Source organism: Pontibacter locisalis (assembly GCF_042684605.1).
Lineage (GTDB): Bacteria > Bacteroidota > Bacteroidia > Cytophagales > Hymenobacteraceae > Pontibacter > Pontibacter locisalis.
Map to the genome: position 1 here is coordinate 74,510 of NZ_JBHULU010000020.1, position 25,767 is coordinate 100,276.

General features: G+C 44.8%; 20 protein-coding genes. 10 read left to right on the forward strand and 10 right to left on the reverse strand.

The features are described 5' to 3' along the window. Window positions 1–83 precede the first annotated feature (83 nt). The 6 genes from lpdA (at window position 84) to ACFSRY_RS13640 (ending at window position 7,865) form a co-directional block, all read left to right on the forward strand. Window positions 84–1,478, forward strand: coding sequence for a dihydrolipoyl dehydrogenase (gene lpdA, locus ACFSRY_RS13615; RefSeq protein WP_377508548.1), 1,395 nt, complete (start codon window positions 84–86; stop codon window positions 1,476–1,478). 302 nt (window positions 1,479–1,780) lie between these two features. Beyond that, window positions 1,781–2,893: a fatty acid desaturase family protein gene (locus ACFSRY_RS13620; RefSeq protein WP_377508551.1), complete on the forward strand. Its 1,113-nt coding sequence runs from the start codon at window positions 1,781–1,783 to the stop codon at window positions 2,891–2,893. Window positions 2,894–3,295: 402 nt separating this feature from the next. Next, window positions 3,296–4,645 (forward strand): DEAD/DEAH box helicase, encoded by a 1,350-nt coding sequence (locus ACFSRY_RS13625; protein WP_377508554.1) that lies wholly within the window; start codon window positions 3,296–3,298, stop codon window positions 4,643–4,645. Between the two features lie 243 nt (window positions 4,646–4,888). Next, window positions 4,889–5,410, forward strand: coding sequence for a GNAT family N-acetyltransferase (locus ACFSRY_RS13630; protein ID WP_377508557.1), 522 nt, complete (start codon window positions 4,889–4,891; stop codon window positions 5,408–5,410). Window positions 5,411–5,612: 202 nt separating this feature from the next. Further along, on the forward strand, window positions 5,613–6,842 hold the full coding sequence (locus ACFSRY_RS13635) for a multidrug effflux MFS transporter (protein ID WP_377508560.1): 1,230 nt from the start codon (window positions 5,613–5,615) through the stop codon (window positions 6,840–6,842). A 42-nt stretch (window positions 6,843–6,884) separates the two neighbouring features. Further along, window positions 6,885–7,865, forward strand: coding sequence for a YpdA family putative bacillithiol disulfide reductase (locus tag ACFSRY_RS13640; protein WP_377508563.1), 981 nt, complete (start codon window positions 6,885–6,887; stop codon window positions 7,863–7,865). Between the two features lie 149 nt (window positions 7,866–8,014). On the opposite strand, the gene ACFSRY_RS13645 is transcribed toward ACFSRY_RS13640, so the two are convergent. Next, on the reverse strand, window positions 8,015–8,935 hold the full coding sequence (locus ACFSRY_RS13645; RefSeq protein ID WP_377508566.1) for a DMT family transporter: 921 nt from the start codon (window positions 8,933–8,935) through the stop codon (window positions 8,015–8,017). Between the two features lie 80 nt (window positions 8,936–9,015). Between ACFSRY_RS13645 and ACFSRY_RS13650 the strand changes: the two genes are divergently transcribed. The 4 genes from ACFSRY_RS13650 to ACFSRY_RS13665 all read left to right on the forward strand — a co-directional run bounded on the left by ACFSRY_RS13650 (window position 9,016) and on the right by ACFSRY_RS13665 (window position 14,441). Then, window positions 9,016–10,164, forward strand: coding sequence for an AI-2E family transporter (locus ACFSRY_RS13650; RefSeq protein WP_377508569.1), 1,149 nt, complete (start codon window positions 9,016–9,018; stop codon window positions 10,162–10,164). A 65-nt stretch (window positions 10,165–10,229) separates the two neighbouring features. Further along, window positions 10,230–11,498 carry a replication-associated recombination protein A gene (locus tag ACFSRY_RS13655; protein WP_377508572.1) on the forward strand — a complete coding sequence of 423 codons (1,269 nt, stop codon included), beginning with the start codon at window positions 10,230–10,232 and terminating at the stop codon, window positions 11,496–11,498. Between the two features lie 132 nt (window positions 11,499–11,630). Beyond that, window positions 11,631–13,391 (forward strand): signal peptide peptidase SppA, encoded by a 1,761-nt coding sequence (gene sppA, locus ACFSRY_RS13660; RefSeq protein ID WP_377508575.1) that lies wholly within the window; start codon window positions 11,631–11,633, stop codon window positions 13,389–13,391. Between the two features lie 234 nt (window positions 13,392–13,625). Beyond that, window positions 13,626–14,441: a purine-nucleoside phosphorylase gene (locus ACFSRY_RS13665; RefSeq protein WP_377508578.1), complete on the forward strand. Its 816-nt coding sequence runs from the start codon at window positions 13,626–13,628 to the stop codon at window positions 14,439–14,441. 53 nt (window positions 14,442–14,494) lie between these two features. On the opposite strand, the gene ACFSRY_RS13670 is transcribed toward ACFSRY_RS13665, so the two are convergent. From ACFSRY_RS13670 to ACFSRY_RS13710, 9 genes are all read right to left on the reverse strand, one after another. Next, on the reverse strand, window positions 14,495–14,926 hold the full coding sequence (locus tag ACFSRY_RS13670) for a hypothetical protein (RefSeq protein WP_377508582.1): 432 nt from the start codon (window positions 14,924–14,926) through the stop codon (window positions 14,495–14,497). A 26-nt stretch (window positions 14,927–14,952) separates the two neighbouring features. Beyond that, complete coding sequence (locus tag ACFSRY_RS13675; RefSeq protein ID WP_377508585.1) at window positions 14,953–15,729, reverse strand: hypothetical protein; 777 nt, start codon at window positions 15,727–15,729, stop codon at window positions 14,953–14,955. Between the two features lie 100 nt (window positions 15,730–15,829). Continuing rightward, complete coding sequence (locus ACFSRY_RS13680; protein ID WP_377508588.1) at window positions 15,830–16,639, reverse strand: DUF4249 domain-containing protein; 810 nt, start codon at window positions 16,637–16,639, stop codon at window positions 15,830–15,832. Further along, window positions 16,639–18,981: a TonB-dependent receptor gene (locus ACFSRY_RS13685; protein ID WP_377508592.1), complete on the reverse strand. Its 2,343-nt coding sequence runs from the start codon at window positions 18,979–18,981 to the stop codon at window positions 16,639–16,641. The genes ACFSRY_RS13680 and ACFSRY_RS13685 overlap by 1 nt, the downstream gene beginning before the upstream one ends. Before the next feature lie 179 nt (window positions 18,982–19,160). Next, a complete protein-coding gene (locus tag ACFSRY_RS13690) occupies window positions 19,161–20,516 on the reverse strand; it encodes a TolC family protein (RefSeq protein WP_377508595.1) in 1,356 nt (451 codons plus the stop codon). A gap of 14 nt (window positions 20,517–20,530) precedes the next feature. Beyond that, window positions 20,531–22,420, reverse strand: a complete 1,890-nt coding sequence (locus tag ACFSRY_RS13695) for a M61 family metallopeptidase (protein WP_377508598.1) — start codon at window positions 22,418–22,420, stop codon at window positions 20,531–20,533. A gap of 19 nt (window positions 22,421–22,439) precedes the next feature. Further along, the gene (locus ACFSRY_RS13700; protein WP_377508601.1) at window positions 22,440–22,895 is read right to left on the reverse strand and encodes a DoxX family protein; all 456 of its coding nucleotides are present in this window, start codon (window positions 22,893–22,895) and stop codon (window positions 22,440–22,442) included. A 158-nt stretch (window positions 22,896–23,053) separates the two neighbouring features. Continuing rightward, window positions 23,054–24,283, reverse strand: coding sequence for a hypothetical protein (locus tag ACFSRY_RS13705; protein WP_377508604.1), 1,230 nt, complete (start codon window positions 24,281–24,283; stop codon window positions 23,054–23,056). 65 nt (window positions 24,284–24,348) lie between these two features. Continuing rightward, window positions 24,349–25,698: a M61 family metallopeptidase gene (locus tag ACFSRY_RS13710; RefSeq protein WP_377508607.1), complete on the reverse strand. Its 1,350-nt coding sequence runs from the start codon at window positions 25,696–25,698 to the stop codon at window positions 24,349–24,351. Window positions 25,699–25,767: the final 69 nt, after the last annotated feature.

Genomic DNA, 25,767 nt, shown 5'->3' on the forward strand with positions numbered 1-25,767 from the left:
TGCCATAAGCAACTAAGGGGTAAGCAGTTTTGCTATATAAGGATTATCCGTTAATTTTGCCCATCAACTTTAAAGACGATATTATGGCATCAAAATATGATTTAGTAGTGCTTGGTAGTGGCCCGGGCGGTTATGTAGCAGCTATACGTGCATCGCAGCTGGGTATGAAAGTAGGTGTGATCGAGCGTGAGTCGCTGGGTGGCATCTGTTTGAACTGGGGCTGTATCCCAACCAAAGCATTGCTGAAAAGCGCAAATGTTTTTGAATATATTAACCATGCATCAGACTACGGTATCAACGTTGGTGAAGCCTCTGTTGATTTTGGCTCGGTAATTAAGCGTAGCCGCGGTGTTGCCGATGGCATGAGCAAAGGTATTCAGTTCCTGTTCCGCAAGAATAAAATCGATGCGATTATGGGTAATGGTAAGCTGATTGCTAAAGGAAAGATCGAAGTAACGGATGCAGATGGTAAGAAGAGCACAGTAGAGGCTGATAAGATCATCATTGCCACAGGTGCCCGTTCACGCGAGCTGCCTAACCTGCCAATTGATGGCAAAAAGATCATCGGTTACCGCCAGGCAATGGTGTTGGATAAAATGCCTGAGTCTATGGTAGTGGTAGGTTCTGGTGCTATTGGTGTGGAGTTTGCCTATTTCTACAACGCCATGGGTACGAAGGTAACCATCGTAGAATATTTGCCGAACATCGTGCCTGTAGAGGATGAGGAAGTGTCTAAGCAGCTGGAGAAATCCTTTAAGAAAGCCGGCATCAACATCATGACAAATTCTTCTGTGGAGTCTGTGGATACTAGTGGCAGCATCAGCAAGGTGAAAGTTAAAACAGCTAAAGGCGAAGAGACTTTGGAGGCAGAGATAGTACTTTCTGCTGTAGGTATCCAGACTAACCTGGAGAACATTGGTTTGGAAGAACTTGGTATTAAAGTAGAGAAAGGCCGTTTGGTGGTAGATGAGTTCTACAAGACAAACGTAGATGGCATTTACGCAATCGGTGACATTGTTCCTGGTCCTGCCCTGGCACACGTTGCTTCAGCCGAAGGTATTATCTGCGTAGAGAAAATCGCTGGACATGATCCGGAGCCATTGAATTACGGCAACATCCCGGGCTGTACGTATTGCTCTCCTGAAGTTGCCTCTGTTGGTTTAACAGAAAAAGCGGCTCGTGAGCAAGGTCTGGACATCAAAGTTGGTAAGTTCCCATTCTCAGCATCTGGTAAGGCAAGTGCCGCTGGTGCGAAAGATGGTTTTATCAAGGTTATTTTCGATGCCAAGTATGGTGAATTCCTGGGTGCACACATGATCGGTGCTAACGTTACCGAGATGATCGCAGAGGTAGTGGTTGCCCGCAAACTGGAAACGACTGGTCACGAGATTATCAAATCTGTTCACCCGCACCCAACCATGAGCGAAGCAATTATGGAGGCTGCAGCGGCTGCTTATAACGAAGTGATTCACTTGTAATTTATCCTGCTTTCACGAGCACCGGACAAAAATAAAACGGGGCTGGCCTAACATTAGGTCAGCCCCGTTTGTTTGCTGTTAACAGAGAGGCAGCATATTGCTAAATAGCTGAAATTCTACGTATCGATTAATTAGTTATACTTAAAAATCCGTAACTATTACGTATATTGTAGGCTTATATATAAAAGAGTGAAGCTATTATGTCGTAATTTGATTGCTGCGTAATTGCTTCTTTCCGCTCACCTTTGGAGTGTTTATCTCTTATTCTGAGTGTATGAAATTAAATACTGATAGCACCTCATATGAAACTACAGAGTAAAGTAAGATTCGTTTCGAAAGATAAAAGCCTTTTCTTTGCGACGCTCCGCAAACGGGTTGACGCATATTTTTCAGAGAACAACATCTCAAAGAATGCAAACACGGAGATGGTAGTGAAGAGTGTGGTGCTGTTGGCTTGTTATGTTCTACCGTTTATTCTCCTGCTCTCTTTCCAGCCATCTTTGCCTGTAAGTTTAGCATTATGGTTCGTAATGGGACTGGGTGTGGCTGGTATAGGCATGAGTGTGATGCACGATGCTAACCACGGGGCATACTCCAATAACAAACGTGTGAATTTCTTGATGGGCCATACTTTAAACCTGGTGGGTGGCTCGGCCTTCAACTGGAAGCTGCAGCATAACATCTTGCACCATACTTATACCAATGTGGTAGAGATGGACGAGGACATTCAGGACAGGCTGGTACTGCGGTTTTCGCCACACACCAACGTGAAGTTTTACCATAAGCTGCAGTGGCTGTATGCTTTCTTTTTTTACGGCTTACTTACGCTGTACTGGGTTATTGCTAAAGACTTTGTACAGTACTTCCTCTTTATTAAAAACGGCGTCAATTCTAATTCTGACAAAGAGAACAAAAAAATGCTCCTGAAGATCATTGCCATGAAGGTTTTGTACTTCAGTATTATGCTGGTGCTGCCGGTAGTTGTGTTCGGTATTCCCTTTTTACATGTGCTGCTGGGCTTTTTACTGATGCACTTTGTGGCGGGTATTGTGCTGACGGTAGTGTTCCAACTGGCACACACAGTAGAAGGCACCACCCATCCACGACCAGACGAGAACGGCACAATTGAGAACGACTGGGCAATACACCAGATGCATACAACCGTTAATTTTTCACGCGATAACAGGTTTATAAACTGGTATGTAGGCGGATTGAATTACCAGATAGAGCATCACCTGTTTCCGCGTGTTTGCCACGTGCACTACCCGGCCATTTCGCACATCGTGAAAGAGACTGCTGAGGAGTTTGGAATTCCTTACATGGAGAACAAAACATTCTGGCAGGCCCTTCGCTCGCACATTAACACGCTTCGCCGTTTTGGTAAGCTGCCTAGCCTGAACGAGGCTATAGGCTAAACGAAGGTTTATAGAATATAAGAATGGAATGGGTAGTATTCTTTATGTTTAAGAATGCCGCCCATTGCTTTTTAGCCACAGATAAAAGTTTATTTTACAGTTTTAGGATAGATTAAACTTGGTACATTCCAGTTGGTTCACTCGTTCTGTCTGCAGCAGTATTACCATACAAAAAACAAAATATAGGAACTGACCATACTTACCTCTACCTTTGCATTATTATTATCCATGCTTTAATCGTGAAAAGAACCTTTGTTCTCTTTTATAAGTTAAGTGTGGAAAGGATGAGCAAGAACACGCACTGTGTTATACTTTCAGTTGAAAGCGCTTGTTCATCAAAGCTTAGCTGAGCCGGCAATAAATTAGCTGTACGGCCAGCCTTTCATACTGTAAGATCAATTAATGACATTCGAGAATTTAAACCTGATAGAGCCAATCCTAAAAGCTCTTAAAACAGAAGGATACACGCAACCAACTCCCATCCAGGCTCAAGCCATCCCTTACATACTGCAGCAGCGCGACATCTTAGGATGCGCCCAGACAGGTACCGGAAAAACAGCCGCTTTCTCTATTCCAATCCTTCAGTTGTTGCACGCGCAGCCTCAGAACGGACCGAAGAAAATCAAAGCGCTTGTACTTACGCCTACCCGCGAACTTGCTATCCAGATCGGAGACAGCTTGAAAGCTTATGGCAAGAATACCGGCCTGAAGCATACGGTGATTTTTGGTGGTGTGCCACAGCGTGCGCAGACAGATGCTCTGAGAGCAGGTGTAGATGTTTTGGTCGCAACGCCAGGCCGTTTACTGGACCTGATGGCGCAGAAGTACGTTAATTTGCAGCACCTGCAAATGTTCGTGCTGGATGAGGCAGATCGTATGCTGGATATGGGTTTTGTGCATGATGTAAAAAAAGTGCTGAAAGTGATACCTGAGAAAAGACAGTCTCTGTTCTTCTCGGCAACCATGGCACCTGAAATAATGAAGCTTGCCGATACCATTCTGGTTAACCCTGCGAAGGTAGAGGTTACGCCGGTATCGTCCACTGCCAATACAATTAAGCAGGCAGTGTATTACGTAAAGAAATCTGATAAGAAGAACCTGTTGTTACACCTGTTAAAGGGTGGCGAAATTGACCGTGCTCTTGTGTTTACCCGCACCAAGCATGGTGCAGACAGAGTAGCCCGGGATATGAGTAAAGCTGGTGTTCAGGCAGAAGCCATACACGGTAACAAATCCCAGAATGCGCGTGTACGTGCCCTGGATAACTTCAAGAGCAGCCAGACGCGCGTACTGGTAGCAACCGATATTGCAGCCCGTGGAATTGATGTGGATGATCTGAGCCATGTGATTAACTATGAGTTGCCAAACGAACCGGAAACATACGTGCACCGCATAGGCCGTACTGGTCGTGCCGGAGCCAGTGGTGTCGCGCTTTCGTTTTGTGATGCAGAGGAAACTTCTTACCTGGTGGGAATTCAGAAGCTTATTTCGAAGTCGGTACCGGTAATAGACAACCATCCGTACCCGATGACAGCCAAAGACTTTGCTGAAGCAGCATCTACTGTAAAAGAAAAGAAGCGTGGCGGTGGCAACGGTGGCAGAAGCCGCTGGGGTAATAAGCCTTCAAGCACTGGGAATAGTACTAGCTCTAGCTCTAGTGTAACCAGACCCGCTGGTGGACCACGCAACGGAGGTGGCAATAGCAGCCAGGGCAACCGTTGGGGTAACAAACCTAAGGCTAAAAGCTTTTAAGCTGCATACTATATTATAGACAGAACGCCCTGTTGGTAATTACCAGCAGGGCGTTCTGTTTTAGAATTAACATAAGCAGGTAAATCTACTCTCCCTATTCTTCTTGTTCCTTTACTTCTCTTATAACTGTAATAACGGCAGATACATAAAGGTAATCTATAAGCATGGGAAAGGTTGCCTTAGTTTTAGCGCAAATGAGTAACTTGCGCTATCAGTTTTTACCTATTAAAGCACGCTTTCTGCATGTCTACCATCCAAATTACCCACTGCACCACAAAAGACCTGCACACCTTACAAGATATCGCTATTAATTCCTACGGAGACCATTACCTATACTTGTGGCACGATGGAGGAATGTGGTACATTGACCGGTGTTTTAGTGATGGAGCATTGAGAAAAGAACTAGAAGATCCTAACGCAGCATTCTTCCTGATTTATGCTGCCCAGGAACTAGTGGGTTTCCTAAAGCTAAATCTTCATAAAGCTATTGAAGGCTTTACAGAACAGGAGGCGTTGGAACTGGAGCGTATTTACCTGCTCAAGAGTGCTTCGGGTAAAGGCATCGGGAAGGCTGCAGTAGATTTTACAAAGCAGTTCTCCAGGGAGAGGGGTAAGAAAGTCATCTGGCTCAAGGCCATGGACAGCAGCAAATCTGTTGTTTTTTATGAAAAGAACGGGTTTGAAAAGTGCGGTACCTACACTCTTGACTTTGAAGCAATGAAAGAAGAATACAGGGGAATGTATGTGTTGAAGTTGGAGCTATAAACATAGTATTTGAAACAATTAATCTTTATTCGATGTTGGTACATTGTTATCTTTGTGCCTGTAGTATAAGCTACTGAATGGCTCCGCAGGTATGCTGTAAGGGCAATAAAAAGATTAATAAAAGTCATAGTCGCAGACTCAGATTTAATTCTAGTCTGCTTTTTCATTGTTGTACTGCAGGTTCTGTAGCTTGATAATAGTAATGAGTAAAAAACAACAGAACATCATTATACTTATACTTGGTGCTTTGGCCGCACTTGGGCCATTTGCCATAGATATGTACCTTCCGGGCTTCCCGGCTATCGCAACAGATCTTCGTACTGAAATCTCTCAGGTGGCTCTTTCCCTAACGAGTTACTTTATAGGTATCTCTGTGGGGCAGCTGATCTATGGCCCACTTATCGACAGGTTTGGGCGCAAGAAACCTCTTATTATAGGTCTCATCATCTTTATTGTCGCCTCTCTGGGTTGTGGTTTAGCGCCTTCTGTTGAGTGGCTGATTGGACTGCGCCTGCTGCTGGCATTAGGCGGCTGTGTAGGTATGGTAGCTGGTAGAGCAATTGTTCGAGATGTTTTTCCCATAAGCGAAATACCTAGGGTTTTCTCGATGCTAATGCTCGTTATGGGCGTTGCACCTATCATTGCGCCCACTGTAGGCGGTTTTGTGACGGCGAGCTTTGGCTGGCGTTACATATTTGTGGTTTTGTCTGCAATTGGGTTAGCAGTTCTGCTGATAGTCATTTTTTTGCTCCCAGAGAGCAAAGGAGCTGATAAAGCGGTATCATTAAAACCAAAACGGGTGTTAGGTGACTTTATCAGTGTTCTGAAGAACCCGGTATTCCTGACCTACGCTTTTGCCGCCAGTACAGCACAGGCTGGTATCTTTGCCTATATCACGGGGTCCCCTTTTGTTTTTATGGAGATATTTAACCTCTCCGAAACACACTATGGCTGGGCCTTTGGATTGAATGCCTTTGGGTTTATAGCAGGTAGCCAGGTGAACAATTTAGCCATGAAGCGCAGAACTTCTGAACAGATTACCCTGCAGGCGGGCATTGTCCAGTTTACGGCGGGAATGTTATTGCTTTTGGGCAGTTACTTTGGCTTTTTAGGTGCTACAGGCTCCCTGGTGCTAATCTTTTGTTATCTCTTTTCGCTGGGGTTTATCAGCCCTAATGCATCGGCGCTGGCGCTGGCGCCCTTTGCCCGAAACGCTGGCAGCGCTTCCGCGTTGATGGGTAGTGCTCAAATGGCAATGGGGGCAGTTGCTTCGGCTCTGGTAAGTACATTACATAATGGTACCGCCATGCCTATGGCTGCAGTGATGGCTGGAGCTACGGTTGTTAGTCTAAGCCTGCTCCTGGGCTTCAGAAGTTACGCCAGGAGAACTATATCTGTCTCAGGTCTTGAAGAAGAAAAGGTAGCCAGATAAGGTAAACTACCGTTACCTGTTAATGGACTTAAATAAACTGTATTGAAAGAAGCTTTAGATATACTGATTGTAGGAGGAGGGCCTATAGGGCTTGCCTGTGGCATAGAAGCCAGAAAAGCTGGCCTGAGCTATTTGATTGTAGAAAAGGGTTGTTTAGTGAACTCTCTTTTCAACTATCCGCTGCACATGACTTTCTTCTCCACTGCCGACAGGCTGGAGATTGGGGGGCTTCCTTTCCCGTCTATCAATCCAAAGCCAAACCGTATGGAAGCATTGGAATACTACCGCCGCGTGTCCGATGTAAGTGAAGTGAACATAAACCTGTTTGAGGAAGTACGGAACATAGAGCCTACACCTCACGGCATGTATACCATAAACACCAGCAAAGCCCAATATCAGGCCCGGCATGTTATAATTGCTACCGGCTTTTATGATATACCCAACCTGCTTGGCATACCCGGTGAAGAACTCCCAAAGGTGAGGCACTACTATTATGATCCGCACTTTTACTACAAGCAAAAATTGGTAGTAGTGGGCGCCAACAATTCCGCAGCAGATGTGGCACTGGAAACCTGGCGACGAGGCGCAGAGGTGACGATGGTTATCCGGCAGGCAGAGTTGCAAAGCATAAAGTATTGGGTTAAACCCGACCTGCAGAATCGAATTGATGAAGGCTCCATAAAAGCATACTTTCAGTCAACACTGACTGAAGTAAGGGAAAATGAAGTAGATGTGCGGACACCAGATGGAAAGGTAACCTTAGCGAATGACTTTGTAATGGCCATGACAGGCTATAAGCCGAACTTTAGTTTTCTGGAGAATGTCGGAATACGCTTGTCCGATGATGAGCAGAAGCACCCTACCTATAACCCGGAAACTATGGAGACCAATATGCCCCGCATGTACCTGGCCGGTGTAGTGTGTGGCGGCATGGATACGCGGGTGTGGTTCATCGAGAATTCCCGTGAGCATGCGGTTAAGATTGTAAAACACATCGTGGAAAGGGAGCAGGTAGGTAGCTAACTAATCTGCAACACTACAGATAGCCATGCATAATTCTGCTGCTTTTGCAGTAGGGCTATAAAAAATGTATCGTAGTAAACTTGTGTTGACCAGGTAAGTAAAAGTACTGTAAGATGGAACAAAAGCCCTGCCCGCGCAGGGCTTTTTTATTAAACGTGCCTTTCTTTAATCTTTTCCTTTGTAACAGCATGCTGTTTGGTTCGGCTGACCAGGTAAACACCTGCAAATATCAAAAGCGCATAAAGTGCCTTCTCCAGCGTGAAAACATCCTTACCTACACCTACTGCTATGAGTATGGCCATAACCGGTTGCAGGTAAATGTAGGCGCCCACCAGCGAAGGATTTGCAAAGCGAAGGGCCCAGGTATTAAGCAGGTAGGCAATAATGGTAACGGCAAAGACCATGAAAAGAATTGCCAGCCAGATGGAAACAGGGAAAGCGCTATAATTGGGGGCCAGCACCTGGCTAAAGCCAAAAGGAACAACCAGCACGGCGCCTACCGTGAAAATACGGCTTACAATGGTAACAGCTTTATACTTCTGCATCAGCGGTTTTACCAGCACCAGGTACATGCCAAAAGAGGACGCATTCAGAATAATGAGTAAGTCTCCCCAGATATTACCTGTTGTAGCTTCGCTTTGCGAGTTAGAGATCAGCAACAAGGCTCCAGTACAGGCAATCAATATTCCTGATACTTTCCGCTTACCCACGCGTTCTTTTAAGAGTATAGCCGAGAAAATGAGCACCACCACCTGTACGATTACCATCAGCAATGCTGCATTGATGGGAGCCGTTAGGTTAAGGCCAGCAAAAAAGCAAAGCTGGTTTATGGCTACACCTGTCACACCGCACGCTATAGCCCGGAGGTTATCTGCCCTGCCTACAATTTTCTCTTTCGTTACCATTCGGGAGAAGACTCCAAAGAAAATTGCCGCTGATACTACCCTTATTACAATTAAGCCGAACGGACCCACGTAGGTAGGCATAACTTCTTTGGCTATACTGTAGTTACTACCGTAAATTAGTGCTACCAGAAACAACGCCCCATGCACCTGCACTTGCTTACTCATGCGGCAAAGGTACGCGCTAATTTCCGTAGCTCCGTATAAGTATGACTAACAAAATCTCTTTAACATTTTAATAAAGCTTTATGAAAGATATGCCGGTAACCGCACGGCGGGCACTTGAGATAATGGGATTGTTTTTCCTTGGCTGGACCGTTGTGCTGGCCAAAGGTCTGTTAGCTCCGCTTTTGCTGGCTTTCTTTATTAGTATCATGCTGTTGCCGCTTTACCGTCTCTTTCAAAAGTACAAGTTTCCGGATGTACTTGCTATCGTTGTAAGTATACTTGCGTTGGTTGTAATATTCGGGCTGATCATTTGGTTTTTTTCCTCTCAAATCGTTGACTTAATCAGAGATTTCCCGGTCATCCAGGAGAATGTCACGAATCACCTGAATAGCCTGAGTGCCTGGGTTGAGGGACGCACGCCATACTCTACAAAAGAGCAGATAAACTTCATAACAGAACAAAGTAACAAACTGCTTGGCTATGCCGGCGGTATCTTAAGTAGCGCTGCAGGCTCATTGACTTCCCTGCTCATCCTGTTGGGACTACTGCCAATTTATATTTTTCTGCTGCTGTTTTACAAGAACCTGTTGCTCCGGTTTGTCTTTCTGTGGTTTCCGGATAGAAAGCATGAAAAGGTAGAGGAGACACTCCGCGAAATGCAGGTAATTATCAAAAGTTATTTATTCGGGCTACTGATACAGGTAACTTACATGACAATTCTCTTAGGCGGTATTCTGTTGATCATAGGTATCAAACATGCTTTGCTAATCGGACTCATCTTCGCCTTTCTTAACCTGATCCCTTACGTTGGAGCTTTACTCGGGAATATTATTGGCGTGTTAATCACCCTGGCATCCTCGGCTGAGCTTTGGCCGATCTTTGCCGTGCTTGGTACCATTGCCGCTGTCCAGTTCCTGGATAATAACATCCTGATGCCTCGCATAGTAGGTTCTAAGGTTAAAATCAATGCACTGGCTACCATTGTAGGTGTGATTGTAGGTGGCGAGATAGCAGGGATAGCGGGTATGTTTCTCTCGCTCCCGGTAATCGCTGTACTGAAGGTGGTATTCGACAGGACAGAAAAATTCAGGCAGTGGGGTGTTCTGTTTGGCGATGAGAGGCCGGAGTATAGCCCTATGCATGTGCCTGCCATGCGCGATGACAGCGAAGAGACGCAGATGGAGATTCAGCGGAGAAATAATGTTGAACCACCACGAGAGGATACGTAAGCTTAGCTCTTTGCGCTCAATTTTGTAGCTTTGCCCTTAACCGACCCAAGAGAAACCGTTAAAAGATGAACCACCCGAACATACCTCTGGCCGAGCGAATGCGGCCCCATAACCTTGATCAGTATTACGGACAGAAGCACCTGGTGGGGCCGGATGGGATCCTGCGCCGTTACATTGAGGGTGGTGTGATACCAAGTATGATTTTGTGGGGGCCTCCGGGTGTGGGAAAAACAACGTTGGCTAACATCATCGCAAACCAGATGAAAGTGCCGTTTGTGGCGCTCAGTGCTATTAACTCCGGAGTAAAAGATATAAGAGAAGTTATAGATCAGGCTAAGAAACGGCAGGGGACGGTGCTGTTTATTGATGAGATTCACCGGTTCAATAAATCACAACAGGATGCGCTTTTAGGGGCTGTAGAGAAAGGTGTAGTAACCTTAGTTGGCGCTACTACCGAGAATCCTTCTTTTGAGGTTATCTCTGCCTTGCTGTCCCGTTGCCAGGTTTATATTCTGAAGCATCTTTCTAAGGATGAACTTATAGAACTGGTTGATAAAGCGTTGGGACAGGATGAGTGGATGCAATACCGTAAGGTAAAGGTACAGGAGTACGAAGCTCTACTGACCATATCCGGTGGTGATGCCCGAAAACTTCTTAACCTGCTGGAGATCGTAGCAGAGGGCGTAAAAGCCGATGAAGTGGTCGTTACCAATGAACTTGTAAAACAGGTAGCGCAGCAGAACATTGTGATGTATGATAAATCGGGTGAGATGCATTATGATCTGGTTTCTGCTTTTATAAAATCCATCAGGGGGTCTGACCCGAATGCAGCAGTTTACTGGCTGGCCCGCATGATTGAGGGTGGGGAAGACCCTAAGTTTATAGCCCGTAGGTTACTGATCGCTGCTTCAGAAGACATCGGGCTTGCAAACTCCAATGCGCTGCTCATGGCTACCTCCTGTTTCCAGGCAGTGCAGATGATCGGATATCCGGAAGCTGAAATTATCCTGTCACAGTGTACTCTTTACCTGGCTACATCTCCTAAAAGTAATGCTTCTTACAAAGCAATTAAGCAGGCGCGGGCTTTGGTGCAGCAAACAGGCAATCTTCCTGTCCCGCTGCACATCCGTAACGCTCCAACAAAGCTGATGAAGGAGATTGGTTACGGCGATAACTATAAATATGCCCACGATTATGAAGGCAACTTTGTACAGCAGGAGTTCATGCCCCAGGAGCTTAGTAATACAGCCTTATATAAACCTGGTAATAATGCCCGTGAACGCGATATGTTAAAACAGCTGCAGGCACAGTGGGGGAAGAAGTACAGGTACTAAAAATTTCATCTATGAAAAGAGGGGGTTTGTCGAGAAGGGGCGCAGTGGTTGAACTTTAAGCACTAAATTTGTTTAATTGAATTAGAAGCTGTTTCTGGCTTCATTGTTTAAAGCATTTATACAAAAAACTATATGTTAAATTTCCTGAAATATGTGTTGGCCACGATCGTAGGTCTGCTCGTATTCTTCTTCATCGGAGTTCTGTTGCTGTTTGGAATCGCGGCTAGTACAGCGTCCAGAGACGAAGTAAAAATTGCAGATGGCTCTGTGCTGGAGCTTAAGTTCGATAAACCGATCAAAGAACGTGACCCGAAGAATCCGTTAGCTGAATTAGGTTTCTCTTTCGGTTCCTTATCAAGTACCGACGGACTTGATCAGATTAAGGCTGCTATTCGCAGAGCTAAGGTAGATGATAACATAGAAGGCATCTTCCTGAACATGACTTTTGTGGATGCAGGCATGGGTAAGCTGGAGGAGATCCGTAATGAATTGATCGACTTTAAGAAGTCAGGCAAGTTCGTGGTTTCTTATGCAGATATCTCTACAGAGAAAGCTTATTACCTTTCTTCCGTAGCCGATAAAATTTACCTGAACCCGATGGGTACCATTGAGTTCAATGGTATGAGCTCGGAATTGTTTTTCTTTAAGCGCTTACTTGATAAGCTGAATATTGAAGCTCAGATATTTAAAGTAGGTACTTACAAGAGTGCTGTAGAGCCTTTCTTTTTAGAGGAAGCCAGCGATGCAAACCGTGAGCAGCTAAACTCTTTCCTTAACTCCATGAATAGTTATCAGCTGCAAAAAATAGCAAAATCGCGTGGTATGAGCGTGGCTGAATTAAAGGATGTGCAGGATAACCTACTGGTACGTGATCCGGAGGATGCCAAAAAGTTCAAGCTAATAACTGACATCGGGTATTTTGATGAGGCTATCAGCTACATGAAAAATGACATTGGCATTGAGGAAAAAGAAAAGATTGAGCTCGTGCAGCTTTCTAAATACAAGAAAGTGAAAGACAAGAATATCAGCACTTCTAAAAACAGAATTGCAGTGATCTATGCCGAGGGGGACATTGTGGATGGAGACGGTGATGATGATAACATCGGGGGCAGAAAGTACGCAGATGCTATCCGTAAGGCTCGTCTGGATGATAATGTAAAAGCTATTGTGTTACGAATCAGCTCTCCGGGAGGCAGCGCATTGGCTTCAGATATCATCTGGCGTGAGGTACAGCTTGCCAAAAAGCAGAAGCCTGTTATAGCCTCTATGTCTGATGTGGCGGCCTCTGGAGGGTATTACATGGCGATGGGCTGTGATACGATCGTGGCGCACCCCAATACCATTACAGGTAGTATCGGTGTGTTTGGTGTTATTCCGAATATACAAGGGTTCCTTAACGAGAAGATGGGTATCACAGTGGACCATGTTAGTACAGGCAAGTTCTCCGAGGCTCCGACTATTACCCGCCCAATGACGGCTCAGGAGAAAGAGATCGTGCAGAATCAGATCGATCAGATTTATGAAACCTTTACCAGTAAGGCAGCAGAAGGCCGTAACATGACCCAGGATAAGCTGAAGGAGTATGCTTCCGGGCGCGTATGGTCTGGGATAGAGGCTAAGCAGCGGGGTCTTGTGGATGAATATGGCGGTCTTGAGAAGGCTATAGCTATTGCGGCTGTCAAAGCAGGCATAGAGGATGATTATCGCCTTCAAGAACTTCCTGCCCGTAAAGGCTTTTTTGAAGAGCTGTTTGGTGGTTTAGGGTCTGAAGTAAAGATGCAGTCGATAAAGGCGGAGCTGGGCGAATTATACCCATATTACCAGATGTACAAAAAAGTAGAGACCATGAAAGGTGCACAGGCGCGTATGCCTTTTGACCTGACTGTTCAGTAATAACTGTAGGTGGCTAATTATAGTTAGCCTCGCATCCTCTCAATAGAAGCCGCCTTTGGGTCATATACCTAAAGGCGGTTTTGCTTTTAGAGGTGCCTAATTTTTTGCAACTTGCCTCGGGTAAATAAAACGAGGTGGAGAAGTCATGTCGGGTATGATGAATGTCATTTTACGCTATAGCCAAATCATGCTACTTCGCACTTTGATTCACTCTAACATAAATCATTCAAAAATATGATGCAGCAATTACAGGAAACAACCAGCTATCTGCAGCACCGCATTGGTAGTTTCGCACCTGAGTTTGGAATTATACTAGGTACAGGCTTGGGAGCCTTGGTTAACGATATTGAAGTAGAATACAGCATTTCTTACGCAGAGATACCAAACTTCCCGGTTTCCACAGTAGAGAGCCACTCCGGGAAACTAATTTTTGGACGGTTAGCAGAGAGACCTGTAGTTGTAATGCAGGGCCGCTTCCACTATTATGAAGGGTATAGCATGGAGCAGGTGGTGTTTCCGGTGCGTGTAATGAAGCTACTGGGTGTAAAGAAGCTGTTTGTGTCCAATGCGGCAGGAGGGCTTAACCCGGCTTTCAACACCAGCGACCTCATGGTTATCACAGATCATATCAACCTGCAGCCAAGCAACCCGCTTATTGGCAAAAATCTTGATGAGCTAGGGCCACGCTTTCCTGATATGAGTGATGTGTATAACGAGGAGTTGATCCGTCAGGCAATGGTAATAGCAGAGGATGCAGATTTTGATTTGCGCGAGGGCGTATATGTGAGCGTGCCGGGACCAATGCTGGAAACTCCAGCAGAATACAAGTACTTAAGCATTATTGGTGCCGATGCTGTTGGTATGTCTACTGTGCCAGAAGTAATTGCCGCCCGACATATGGGTATGCCTGTTTTTGCTGTCTCTGTGATTACGGACATGTGTACACCAGACAGAATAAAGAAAGTGGTACTTGCAGATATTTTAGAGGCCGCTGCCATTGCTGAGCCCAGAATGACCAGGCTTATTAAAGAGCTGGTAAGGATCCAGTAAAATTGATATGAAGTCAAAACAGAAAAGGTGGAAATTACGCCACCTTTTCTGTTTTAAATCCCTTCACGTTTGTTTTCCCACAAACGAAACACAATGCCCCAGCTGCCCCTGAACAGGGCCGAACTGGTGAAGTCGGAAATAACAGCTACTTCCGCATGAAAACCCATCTTCTTTTGCTCAAAAGGAAAAGCGGAAATACCAAGTGGCACGACAAGCCCGCTAAAGCTGTTGGTCCGGTAGCCGGCTCCCAAGTCTATGAAATAGTCTTCCTTTGAAATAACTTTAAAAGGCAGCACAAATTCCGTGCTGAGGTCGTCTGCGAAGACGTTTGCGGATACCCTTACTTCAGGAGCAAATCGCCATATTTCATAACCAACACCGGCAAACGGAACGCTGGTTTGGTGGTAGGAGACGAAAACCTGGCTGTAGCCGGTATGGCCTGTTATTAAAAATGATACAAGGGCAAGTAAAGTCTTGAAGTTCATGAGTTGTCGGGCTGGTTGCTTAAGGCTTATGGAGTGCTGTAAAAACTAAAGAATACGATTAGTAACAAACACTTGTTAACTATGTGCTGCATCAGGCTCCATTTAAAACCAAGATGCAGCCTTGTATACCCCAGAAAAAGCCCCTCTATCCATTGCAGCAGAACCAGCACCGGGAGCATAACCAAAGGCAGGTTGATATACGGATAATTAACAAGGTATTGTAAAGCAGAAACAACAGTCATCAGGTGAAACAAGCTTGTGTAGTCGGTTCTCCAAGGTTGGCGGATGCAGGAATGCAGCCTTGGAGATAATAAAAAAGCTGCCGCAAAGCCACAAAAAGCTAACGCGGCTGCAGCGTAATGAAAGCTTCCCAAGCTTGTCTCTTGCATGATCAAGGGAGCGTAGCTGGCAAGAAAAGCAGCCAGTGCTATCAGCATAAAGCGTCTTGAATAAACTAAAGGAAGCCTGAAGATAAGTTCTTCTCTTAATGGGCCATACAGTACCACCAGTAGCAGTACGAGATAAAATGGTTTATTCCCTGTTACATTTTGCAGGTTAACCTGGAACAGGTTTATATCAAGGAGGTTGAAGAGACACACAACGGTTGCTAAAAACAGTGTTTTTATTGTAACCTCTGTCAGGATTAAATGAAGGAGTACCTGAAGCCTTTTCTCCTTAGGTACTGTTACCTCATTCTTGTGTCTTGGCTTTTTTAAGAAAGCTAGAAAATACTTTAGTGTTTTAAATATAGAAGGTGTTGCTGCCCAGGAAACAATACCAGGAGCAGATAGCTGATTTCTCATAGGTAAGGGTTAACCTCAATGTTGTAAACATTACTTTTACGCCATTACATACCTATAAAAACTAAAATTTGTTATATAATTATTTGGAAATTTATTATTATTAATGAATTACGATTCTTTTCCTGTCGAAAGCAAGGTTTGTAAAGATCCCTATACCCCCCTGAACAGATGATTTTATCCTGGAAGGCTGTGCAAAAGGGTTGCCGTTAGCGTTTTTTGCATCATCTGTAGAGTTAATAAAATCATAGTACTGCTTCTCAATATGATATAGAGAAACAATCAGTGTATCGCCCTTCTCATAATCATAAGCAGAGCCATAGGATGTGCGTTTGCCATTGGTTAGATTATCAGTGGCAACAAAACTGCGTTCCGGGTCAGAGTGTAAACTGTCGCGGTGGGTAACGTACCGGTAAAAGTTCTGAGCTTCACCATTGTCCTGAAAGGTTGTGAGCAGGTAAGCTTTCCCTTTTTCATTGAATTTCCATTCTACTTCCTGGATAGGTACCACAGGTAAGATAGTTGTAAAGCCTGTTACTTTGCGTCCCTTTCTATCCGTAACCTCCAAACCAAAAATGTCACCAGGCTTTCCTTTCATTATCTCTGTGGAAGAGTGGGTATGGAAAAGATTAGTCGTCTTAGAAACCATTGGTTTATAGGTAAGTTTAATGCGTCTGCCATTATGCGTGATGTATACTTCTGCATCTGGTACAAAAGGAGCCTGGGGCGCATCGAAATACCCGGAGCTCTCCATCACTGTCATCCTGAATGGTTTACCGGGTTGCAGGTAGCACTCCACCACCAACTGAGGCTGGTGCTCCGGCAGTTTTACATCAATGTCTTTCTCCAGGTCACAACTGCTGAGCAGAAGTATAAACGGAAGGAAAAGGTATATGAAAGGCTTCAGTTTCATTAGAATTTAAAGTTATAAGTAACAGAAGGGATGGTAGGGAAAAGTGAAACCTGCTTGGCCTGAAATCCCAGGGTCTGTCCATTCTGTTTGTCCTTTATTTGTTCAAAATATACAAAGTAAGGGTTGCGGCGGTTATAGGCATTATACACACTGAAGGTAAGATCTGCAGCCCCTCGTTTTGGCCGAAGCTTTAACACCACCCCAAGGTCCAGGCGGTGATAGGGTGCGAGCCTAAAGCCATTCCGCTCTGTGAATATAGGCACCACAGAAGGCTCCTGTCCCTCCACATCCTGAAAAGCAAACCTTGCTACAGGTAAAGAGAAAGCGTTGCCTGTTCCGTAAGTAAACGCCCCTGTTACATTAATGCGTTTGCTAAGCTGGTGCAGCAGTACAACGCTTAAGTCGTGCCTGCGATCATAACGTGTAGGGAAGCGGCGTCCATCATTAATTTCATCAAACTGGCGGTATGTCCAGGACAAGGTATAGCCTATCCAGCCGGTGGTCTTCCCCTTGACCTTTTCCAGGTACAGCTCATTGCCATAGCTTTCACCTCTACCAAATAAAAACTCGTTCTCAAGACTGTCATTCACAAACAGATTTGCCCCATCACGGAAGTCAATCTGGCGACGCATCCACTTATAATAAACTTCATTTGTTAAAAGATACTTTCCATCAGCGAAAAGATGACTTATACCTGTTGCCACTTGTTTTGAACGCTGTGGCTGCACCAGCCTGGTGGAGGGAAACCAAATATCAGTTGGTAGTGAGGCTCCTGAATTGGACACAAGATGCACATACTGCATCATGTCGGCATAGCTGGCTTTAATGGCGGTGTTTTCGCTGAGGTTATACTTAGCGGCCAAACGTGGCTCAAGTGCCAGATATGTTTTCCCTTCGTTGTTAAAGCCGGATAAACGCAGACCATAATTCAGGGAGAGTTGTGGATTTACAAGGAAATCATCGGATACATAAGCCCCAAACTCTGATGCCTCATATTGATTGCCTGCTCCGAAAGAAAGGCTGTTGTCATCAGAATCGAAATTAAGACGACCAACAGTGAAATAATGCCGCGTGGCCGAAGCCCCAAATTTCACACTGTGGCCCCCGTCCAGGAAGAGGTCAAAATCTGTCTTCAACGTATAATCTTCTATATCGGAAGTAAGTCTGAAGGTGAAGATATCAATCTCGTTCTTGATGCTGTACTGGTAGCCGGTTGTACTGAGGCTGGTGTTTGAATAGAGCCTGGAGTTGTACTTGTGCTTCCAGTTTAGTGAAGCCATTTTGTTTCCCCAGTCAAAGCCAAAACGGAAATCAGTATCCTGAAATACAAAGAAGTCACGGCCGAAGTAACCACTGAAGCTTATCTCATCCTTCTCCCCGAGCTTATAATTTAGTTTTCCGTTGAGGTCGTAGAAATAGTAATCAGGGATTTTGTTATAGTCTTCATTATCTTCGTTCAAGCGGTTGATCTGTCTTGTAAAGATATCGACATAGGTGCGGCGACCTGAGAGAACAAAGGTTAGTTTATCCTTCACCAAAGGACCATCTATGGTTAACCGGGAGGAGATAAGGCCTAAACCACCTGTGGCATGTATTCCTTCCTCATTACCCTCACGCATGTCAACATCCACTACAGAAGATAACCTGCCCCCGAACTGTGCCGGGAAGCCGCCTTTGTAAAGCTCAACGCTTTTAACAGCATCAGAATTGAAGACAGAGAAGAAGCCAAACAGGTGAGAAGGGTTGTAGATTACAGCATCGTCAAGCAATACCAGGTTCTGGTCCGGCCCTCCGCCACGCACGTATAAGCCTGATGCTCCTTCGCCCCCTGATTGCACACCAGGCTTCAGTTGTAACGTCTTGATCAGATCTACCTCACCGAACAGTGCGGGCAGTAGCTTTGCCTCTTTGGAGGTAAGTTTTTCCACGCTCATGCGTGTGTCGTTCAGCTTCTGCCGTAAGGTGGCAGCTTCCACCTCTACTACCTGTAGCTCATTAGCAGCCGGTTCCAGCGTTATATTTACAGTTTGAGCTTTTCCCTGAACAGCAACGGTGCGACTAACAGGAGCATAGCCAACATAAGTTACCTGCAGCGTATGCGTACCGTTTGGAACACTCAATGTATAAAAGCCCCTTTCATCGGTAACAGTGCCTGCTCTGAGCTCGGGTACGGCTACAGTTGCTCCAACCAAGCTCTCTCCGTTCGAGGCAGCACGTATGTAACCACTAATGCTGAAGCTCTGGGCAAAAGCAGGAGCAGCAAAGAATAGAAGCACTAAGAAAAGGGGAAGGATGAGGTAAACTGAGGGACGCATGTAGGCTATAGTTCTCTTGTGGGGCAAAGTTATCTAAACGCAACTAGATTATAAAGTGCTATCTGGTAAAGTTTTAAAGTATAACCCCTTGATTAGCTGAATGTTTATACGCCTGGAACTATATAGTTGAAATAAAAGAATCCGTTGCCATTAAAAGCAACGGATTCAGGTAGATAGATAGGTAGGTAGTAGTGTAATATTATATTTTAGCCTTGGTAAAGCTCTAATATTCGTTGTTTAAAATAGAACTCGCATTTGCTCTGTAGAAGTTCCGTTTGCGCCTTGTTTTTATTGTTTAAAGATTCCAGATAAGCATAAAAGTCGATAATGCCGGCATCGTAGCTTCTCTTAGCAGATACAAATGCTTTTTCGGTGTATTCCAGGTTAGCCATAACTGTATTATACTTTTCCTGTGCTGCAAGTACATCCTGGTAGGCTTGCTGTATGGTTTGAGCAAGAGAGTTCTGTGCCGCGTTCAGGTCCAGTTCAGCATTACGCAGGTCCATACGGGCAGCCTGTGCATCAAAATGGCGGCTGAGCCCTCCAAAAACAGGAATGCTCAGACTTAACTCCACAATTTTCTGCTGGTTCTGGTCAACCTGGTCAAAGTAAGGTACCCTGGAGAATGTGCCTGTTTCAGGGTCTGCTAACCTGTAATTGCTGGAGTAGTTAGAACCGATAATACCTCTAAGTGCAATGGTAGGAGACACATTGCTGCGGGCAATGCTGTGGCTATAACGTGACGCTCTCAAAGTTGCTTCTGCTGCTTTTAACTGCGGAGAATAAGCCTGTGCCCGCTCCATGACAACATCTAATGCAGGTAGCTTTGAATTGATATCTATTGGCGTTTGCGGCACCTGTAGTTCATAGGTTGTGCTGCCCTCTACGTTCATCTCCTGTACCAATGCCATCAAAGACTGGCGATAGTTATTCTCCTGTGTGATCAGGTTCAGCTTTTCGGTGGCCAGTTGTGACTTTAGCTGGTAGACCTCATCTTGTGTGCGTACACCCGCCCGCTCCAGTTTCTCCATCTTATCCACCTGTTGCTGAATAAGGCCAATTCGCTCACGGGCTATCTGTATATTTTCACGATCCAGCACAGCTTGCAGATAAAAACCTGTGATCAGGGCTTCCATGTCTATCTCTGCCTGCACCTGGTTAAATTTGCTTGCCTCTGCCTGCTGCTGTGCCCGCTTCAACTCATAGAACTTAGAAAAGCCATCAAATAAAACCAGCTGACCTACCATGTATGGGCTAGAGGTGTTTGTGTTTCCCCGCTTCAGCTCACCAGAGACGTTGTCGAATGTCAGGCCATTAACACGGCGTACATCTGTTTGTGCTGAAAGAGTTGGTAAGTAACTAAACTTACTTTTGCGAAGATTGATGTCTGCTTTATCAGAGCTGTACCTTGCCTGACGCAGGCTAACATTGTTCTGGCGAGCCAATTCCAGGCTCTGTTCCAGGGTAAGTACCTCCTGGGCAAATACTGTTGCGGAAAAACTCAGGCAAAAAGCTAGCCCTCCCAGCTTTTTGAGCAGGGCTTTGGACGTAAAATTTTTCATAGTTTTATTTTATACTAGTAGCTGTTAAATTTCTTATTTAGCCATGCCGCACGCAGTTGCAATTGTTCTGGTGTTGCATTCGGGTCTGGGGTGAGTACATGTACCGCCTGGCGCTCTATCGGTGTAACTTTTCCTGTTAACTTCTTTTCCTTTATTTTGCCCCGTTTATTTTTCCTGCCGACCGTGATGGTTATTGGCTCGCCAGGTTGCATTTGCTGCAGGGTGTCGGCAATTAAGTCGCGTATGTTCATCGGAGTTATTTCTTCTCCATTGAATGCAAGTAGCTGATCTCCTTCCTGGAATCCCATTTGCCTTCCGAAGGCATCCATGTCAGCTGTCTCGCTCACTGTGATCTTTCCGGTTTCAGTATCAAAGCCGGGAATAAAGCCTCCGTAGGAATTGATCTTTTGATTGGCTACTGGTTCGTAAATAATGCCTACCTTCTGAAGGGTTTCTTCCAGAGGAAGTGGCTGTGAGCCTTCTACATGTTTGGCAAAGAATTCCCGTATCTCAGGGTAAGTAAGCTCTGTGATCTTGTCAAATAACTCTTCATCTTTGAAGGAGTTGTCTTTGCCGTAGGTCTTGGCCAGGTCCAGCATCAGGTTTCGCAACCCATATTCGCCTTTACTTAATTCCCGTAGCTTTATGTCCAGTGCCAGGCCTATCAGAGCTCCTTTCTGATACACGTTGCCATACTCTTTTTCGTACTTATCCAGTATTTCTGCACTCATGACAGTAAAGGGCAGCGTGTCGTTGTAAAAAGTCTTAGAGGTAGCAATGTATTCGCGTAGTTTGCCCAGGAAAGTTTCGAGGTCATAGAGGTTCTCGTACACCTGCACATGCGAGGCAAAATACTCTGTTACTCCCTCATATAGCCAAAGATGCTTAGACATCTTGGGGTTGATAAAATCAAAGTTTCCGATCTCTTCAGAATGTATGTTCAGGGGCGTAACGATGTGAAAAAACTCATGCGCGGCCACATCACGAATGGTGCTGCTAAACTGCTCCTCAGGCATCTCTGGCAGATAGTATACTGAAGAATAGGAGTGCTCGAGGGCACCATAAGAACCAGATTTACCCACACGCTCCGGCACATAGATCAGGAAAGCATATTTTTCTACAGGCAACGTGCCACCTAAATATTCTCGCTGAGCCTCCAGTATATCCTTTACATTGGCTGCAATAGGCTTAGATGTTACATTGCCGGTGGGCGAGTATACTGATACCAGCACTTCAGTTTCACCCAGGTTTAAAACCGTTGTATCCGGGCGGTTGTACATGAGCGGAGAGTCGGCAAGCTCTACATAATTCGGGACAACATACTTATCAGAGGTGGCTGTTGTAGAGGAAGCTATCAGGGGAGTGGAGCCGTAAAATCCTTCTGGCTTCGTGATATTAAGCTCGTAAGGTACCTGCTTCATGTCATCAAAGTAGCCAATAAAGCCAAAGGTGTTCAGTAGGAAGTTTTTACCTTCTTCGATGTTGGTGCCTCCTGGTTCGAAAATCGGGCTTTCCCTGGTGGTGGCATCGAAGGTGTCATCTACCCAATAGGTGATCTTGCTCAGCCTTGATGCACTATTGATCTTCCAGCGGTTTGTATCCAGGCGACTTACTTCCAGCTTATTTCCCTTTTCGTCGTAGGCATTAAAGTCACTTACAAACCGTCCAAAATCAGATACAGAATAGGTGCCCGGTACAATCTTCGGCATGTTATAAATTATTTCATCCCTGGCTATCTTTGGAGCCATTAATGTTACCTGTACCTTATCATCTTTTACCTGAGTCAGGTCAACTGTAAAGTTATACCGCTGCCTGTCAGTTTCCTGGCCCGCAGCCAAAGCAGTCAGGTTGAGAGAAAGAACGAGGCTCAGAGTAAGTAATATTTGTTTTTTTATTGACATCATAGTTTTATGAAAGATAAGATCATGCATTTACCGGTAATGTACGATCTATACTTTTTAAGCGCCTGTGTTTCAGGTACGCATCGATTGATACAGGTCCGGCACCATTGAACATGAAGTAAAATCCGACTGCTATCAATTGCGCAGCAGGATAGTACTCCGGGAACGACTGGCCTAAGTGGGCAATCAGAATAGCCGCCGTAAAGTTAACAATGAGCAGTATGCCCACGATTCGGACAGCACCACCCAGCAGCAGCAGAATTCCGCAAATAAACTGAACATATACTGAAACATGGGCAGCGAAAAGCGGATAAGGTACTTCGCGCGCCTCGAGAAAATCTCTGAACTCCAGCATTCTGCTCCAGCTAAAAACATTATCCTGCACTCCGTAAATAATAAACACCCCAATGGCAAACCTTATAAACAAGGCGCCATAAGCGCGGTGTTGGCGGAAGAAGGAAAAAGCTTTAGATGACATATGCGCCTGCTTTATTTGATTCGGGCAATTGCTATTAAATATAGAAAGTGCTGCTTGTGTCTACGTTACAGGCAGCTACCTTACTTTACTCTAAAGTAGCTTTTAAGGTGTATTTATCATTCTGTTTTCGACTATCGCCCTATTTTTGTAGATGAAACTTAATTCAGAGCGTCTATTGCTTTGCGGTATTCGTAATCGGAGCTGATAGTTTTGGCTGCTTTCCTATAATCGTCGCGCAAGGCAGTGGCGTTTGCAGGAATACGGGCTGCTATATTGCGCAGCACCTTGCTCTTTTCATAGTCTGAGCTGATGCTGGTGATAATCGGGAATAGCGCCTGATACTGTGCCTCTGTAAGCTTCTGCTTGTTAAGTATGTTGTTTATAGATTTCCCTTTTTCATAATCAGAGGAAATGCTGTTGATCACATTGAACGTAGCTTTATAGTGATCACCTAAAAAGTTCTTCTGATCGGCCAGCTGCTGTATTACCTTACTCTTTTCGTAATCTGATGCAATGGAAGAAAGCGATTTTATTGCCATGCCTGTTGCATTGTTGCTAAGTTCGCCTACAGTTAACAAGTGCGACAAAGTCTTTCGCATTTCATAATCGGATGAAATTTCCTGGGAGGCCTGCAAGTAAGCAGTTGCAACATCATCTTTTGCTAAATAGGATGAGGGTGTCTCTCGTAAAAGTTTACTAAGCTCATAGTCAGAGTTCGTGTTCTTGCCTGCATATTCAATTGCCAACTTCACGTCATTTGCTGAAATGTTAGGCTGCTCCAACAGATATCTGATAATTTTAAACTTGTTGCCGTCACTTTCTGTTTTGTCTGCTTCCGCCAGAACACCTTTAGCACCATTTCTCTTGTAAGCTTCCTGTAGGATGGCTTCCAGGCCAATTCCTGTTTTGATAATGATCTCCGGCATTACCAGCTGCAGCCATTGCTTGCCTGCAGGTTCATAGGCTACTTGTTTGCCAGCTTCATAGTATTTGCGGGTAAGGTTTCCGTTAGCATCACTCTCAATTTCCAGCTTACGCGCTACGCCATTCTCTTTCTTTTCATAGCGGAAGTAACCATCCGGAGTGATGCTTTTGATATCCTGGTTGTTATTGGTAAGGGTAATGGTGCCGTTATACTTTATTTCTTCGTGTGTACCATTGTTAATATAGATATAACTGCCCTTGTCACCGTTCTTGTTTTTGGAAACAAGATGGGTGTTGTTTTTTACCCGTTTCTTTGCCGTATCTTGCTGTATATAAGAATTATGAAGAACCAGGGAGACTGTTGAAGCTCCTCCAAAGAAGTGTGGAGTAGCTGGTAACATCTTTGCGTTACCAACTGTGCAGAAAACAGTTGCTGCAAATAAAAGGGAGAGTGCCTTTTTCATATATTTTACTTTATAGTGTCGTTTTTTGTGTTTGTGTTGAGGCTGCTTTGCTTACCGTCGTTTGATCAATTCTGATCTTTTACCTCCTGGAATAAACTGCTGAGGTCACAGGAGCAGGTTTGCTCCGCTATAGCTTTTATCTCCTCATTCTTTACAGCTTGTTCTCTTGATGCATAAGCTGCAAACATATTTTTCATGAAGTCACTTATGCCTTTTTTATTGTTAGTCGCTTCCTTTATTTCCGTATCCAGTTTATGTGCGAATTGAAGGCCTCCACTGTAAACGATATCATAGTTGCTGCCCTTATCTTTGCCGGCACTTGCCAGCGAAGCCTTATTCTTCTCTCTTGCTTTGCTGTACCCTAATTGCTTCTGCGAAATTATTTCTTTCCACTCTCCCTTATTCATCAGGCCTAATTCATGCTCCACTTTATAAGCTAAGTAATCAGTAAAACCTTCGTTAAACCAGTCAGTGCTTTCATCTGTCTTAAGGGATCGCCCATTCCATAAATGCCCGATTTCGTGAATCAGGATGTGGTGCCAGGAAGTAGTGCCTGCTTTTGTAGTATGTGCTGGGGTAGCATTTAAAAGAATACTTATTGAATTCGTAAAAGCAGCACCTCCTCCTACATAGGAAGTATCAACATTCATTACATAAAGGTATTTGTCCGGAGCAGATGGCTGCTTAGAAGGAGAACTGCCGTAGATAGCTTCGTACTTTTCAACTGCTTTTCTGATTGTAGATTCAATTGTCTTTTTAGAGGCTGACAGGTCGTTGCTATAAGCCAGGAGTATTTTTGTTTTCCCTGTTTGTATTTCTGATAAGTTAAAGTTGCCAATAGCCAGTACCGTCCAAACCAGTTCCTCTGCGCCGTTTGCAACATAAGTAGCTGGTGCAGTCTGCTTCCAGGCATTGGCTACCTTATAAGGCTGTTTTAACTGGAAATTTACAGTCGCGCTATCCACATCCAGCCTCGTAAGGAAGAGAGCGTTTCCTGTAGCCATCAGCATCTCATCATTTATATAGGCTGCCTCTTTGTATCCAAAGGGCCATTTGCTCTGTTCGTGGCGAATGTTGACGTTGTAGCTAAGGTGAATAGGTTTATTTTTTTGGGAGTTGGCCAGGATAAACACTCCATTGTCCATTTTAGTAAAATCAATTTTTTCCCCCTCACTGTTCGAAATCTTCAGATCCTCTATGAAAGTGGCCCACCCATCCTTTAAATGAGTAGCACCAAAAGGGCTCATCAATAACGTATCACTCTCTGGAAAGAGCTTAGCAGTAACCTGCACTTTCCTTTTTGCTATGTCTTCAACAGTAACAGTATAGCTGTCCTGTGCCTTAGCCCAAAATGGATTTAGGAACAAGATGCTTGCTAATGCAACTGACAGCCACTTCAAATGCGGAAAGCTCATTTCTTTCAGGTTATATATGAATGATGTTAAACTAGGGTGGAAGGTTGCTTCAGGACAGAAGCGTTTCTT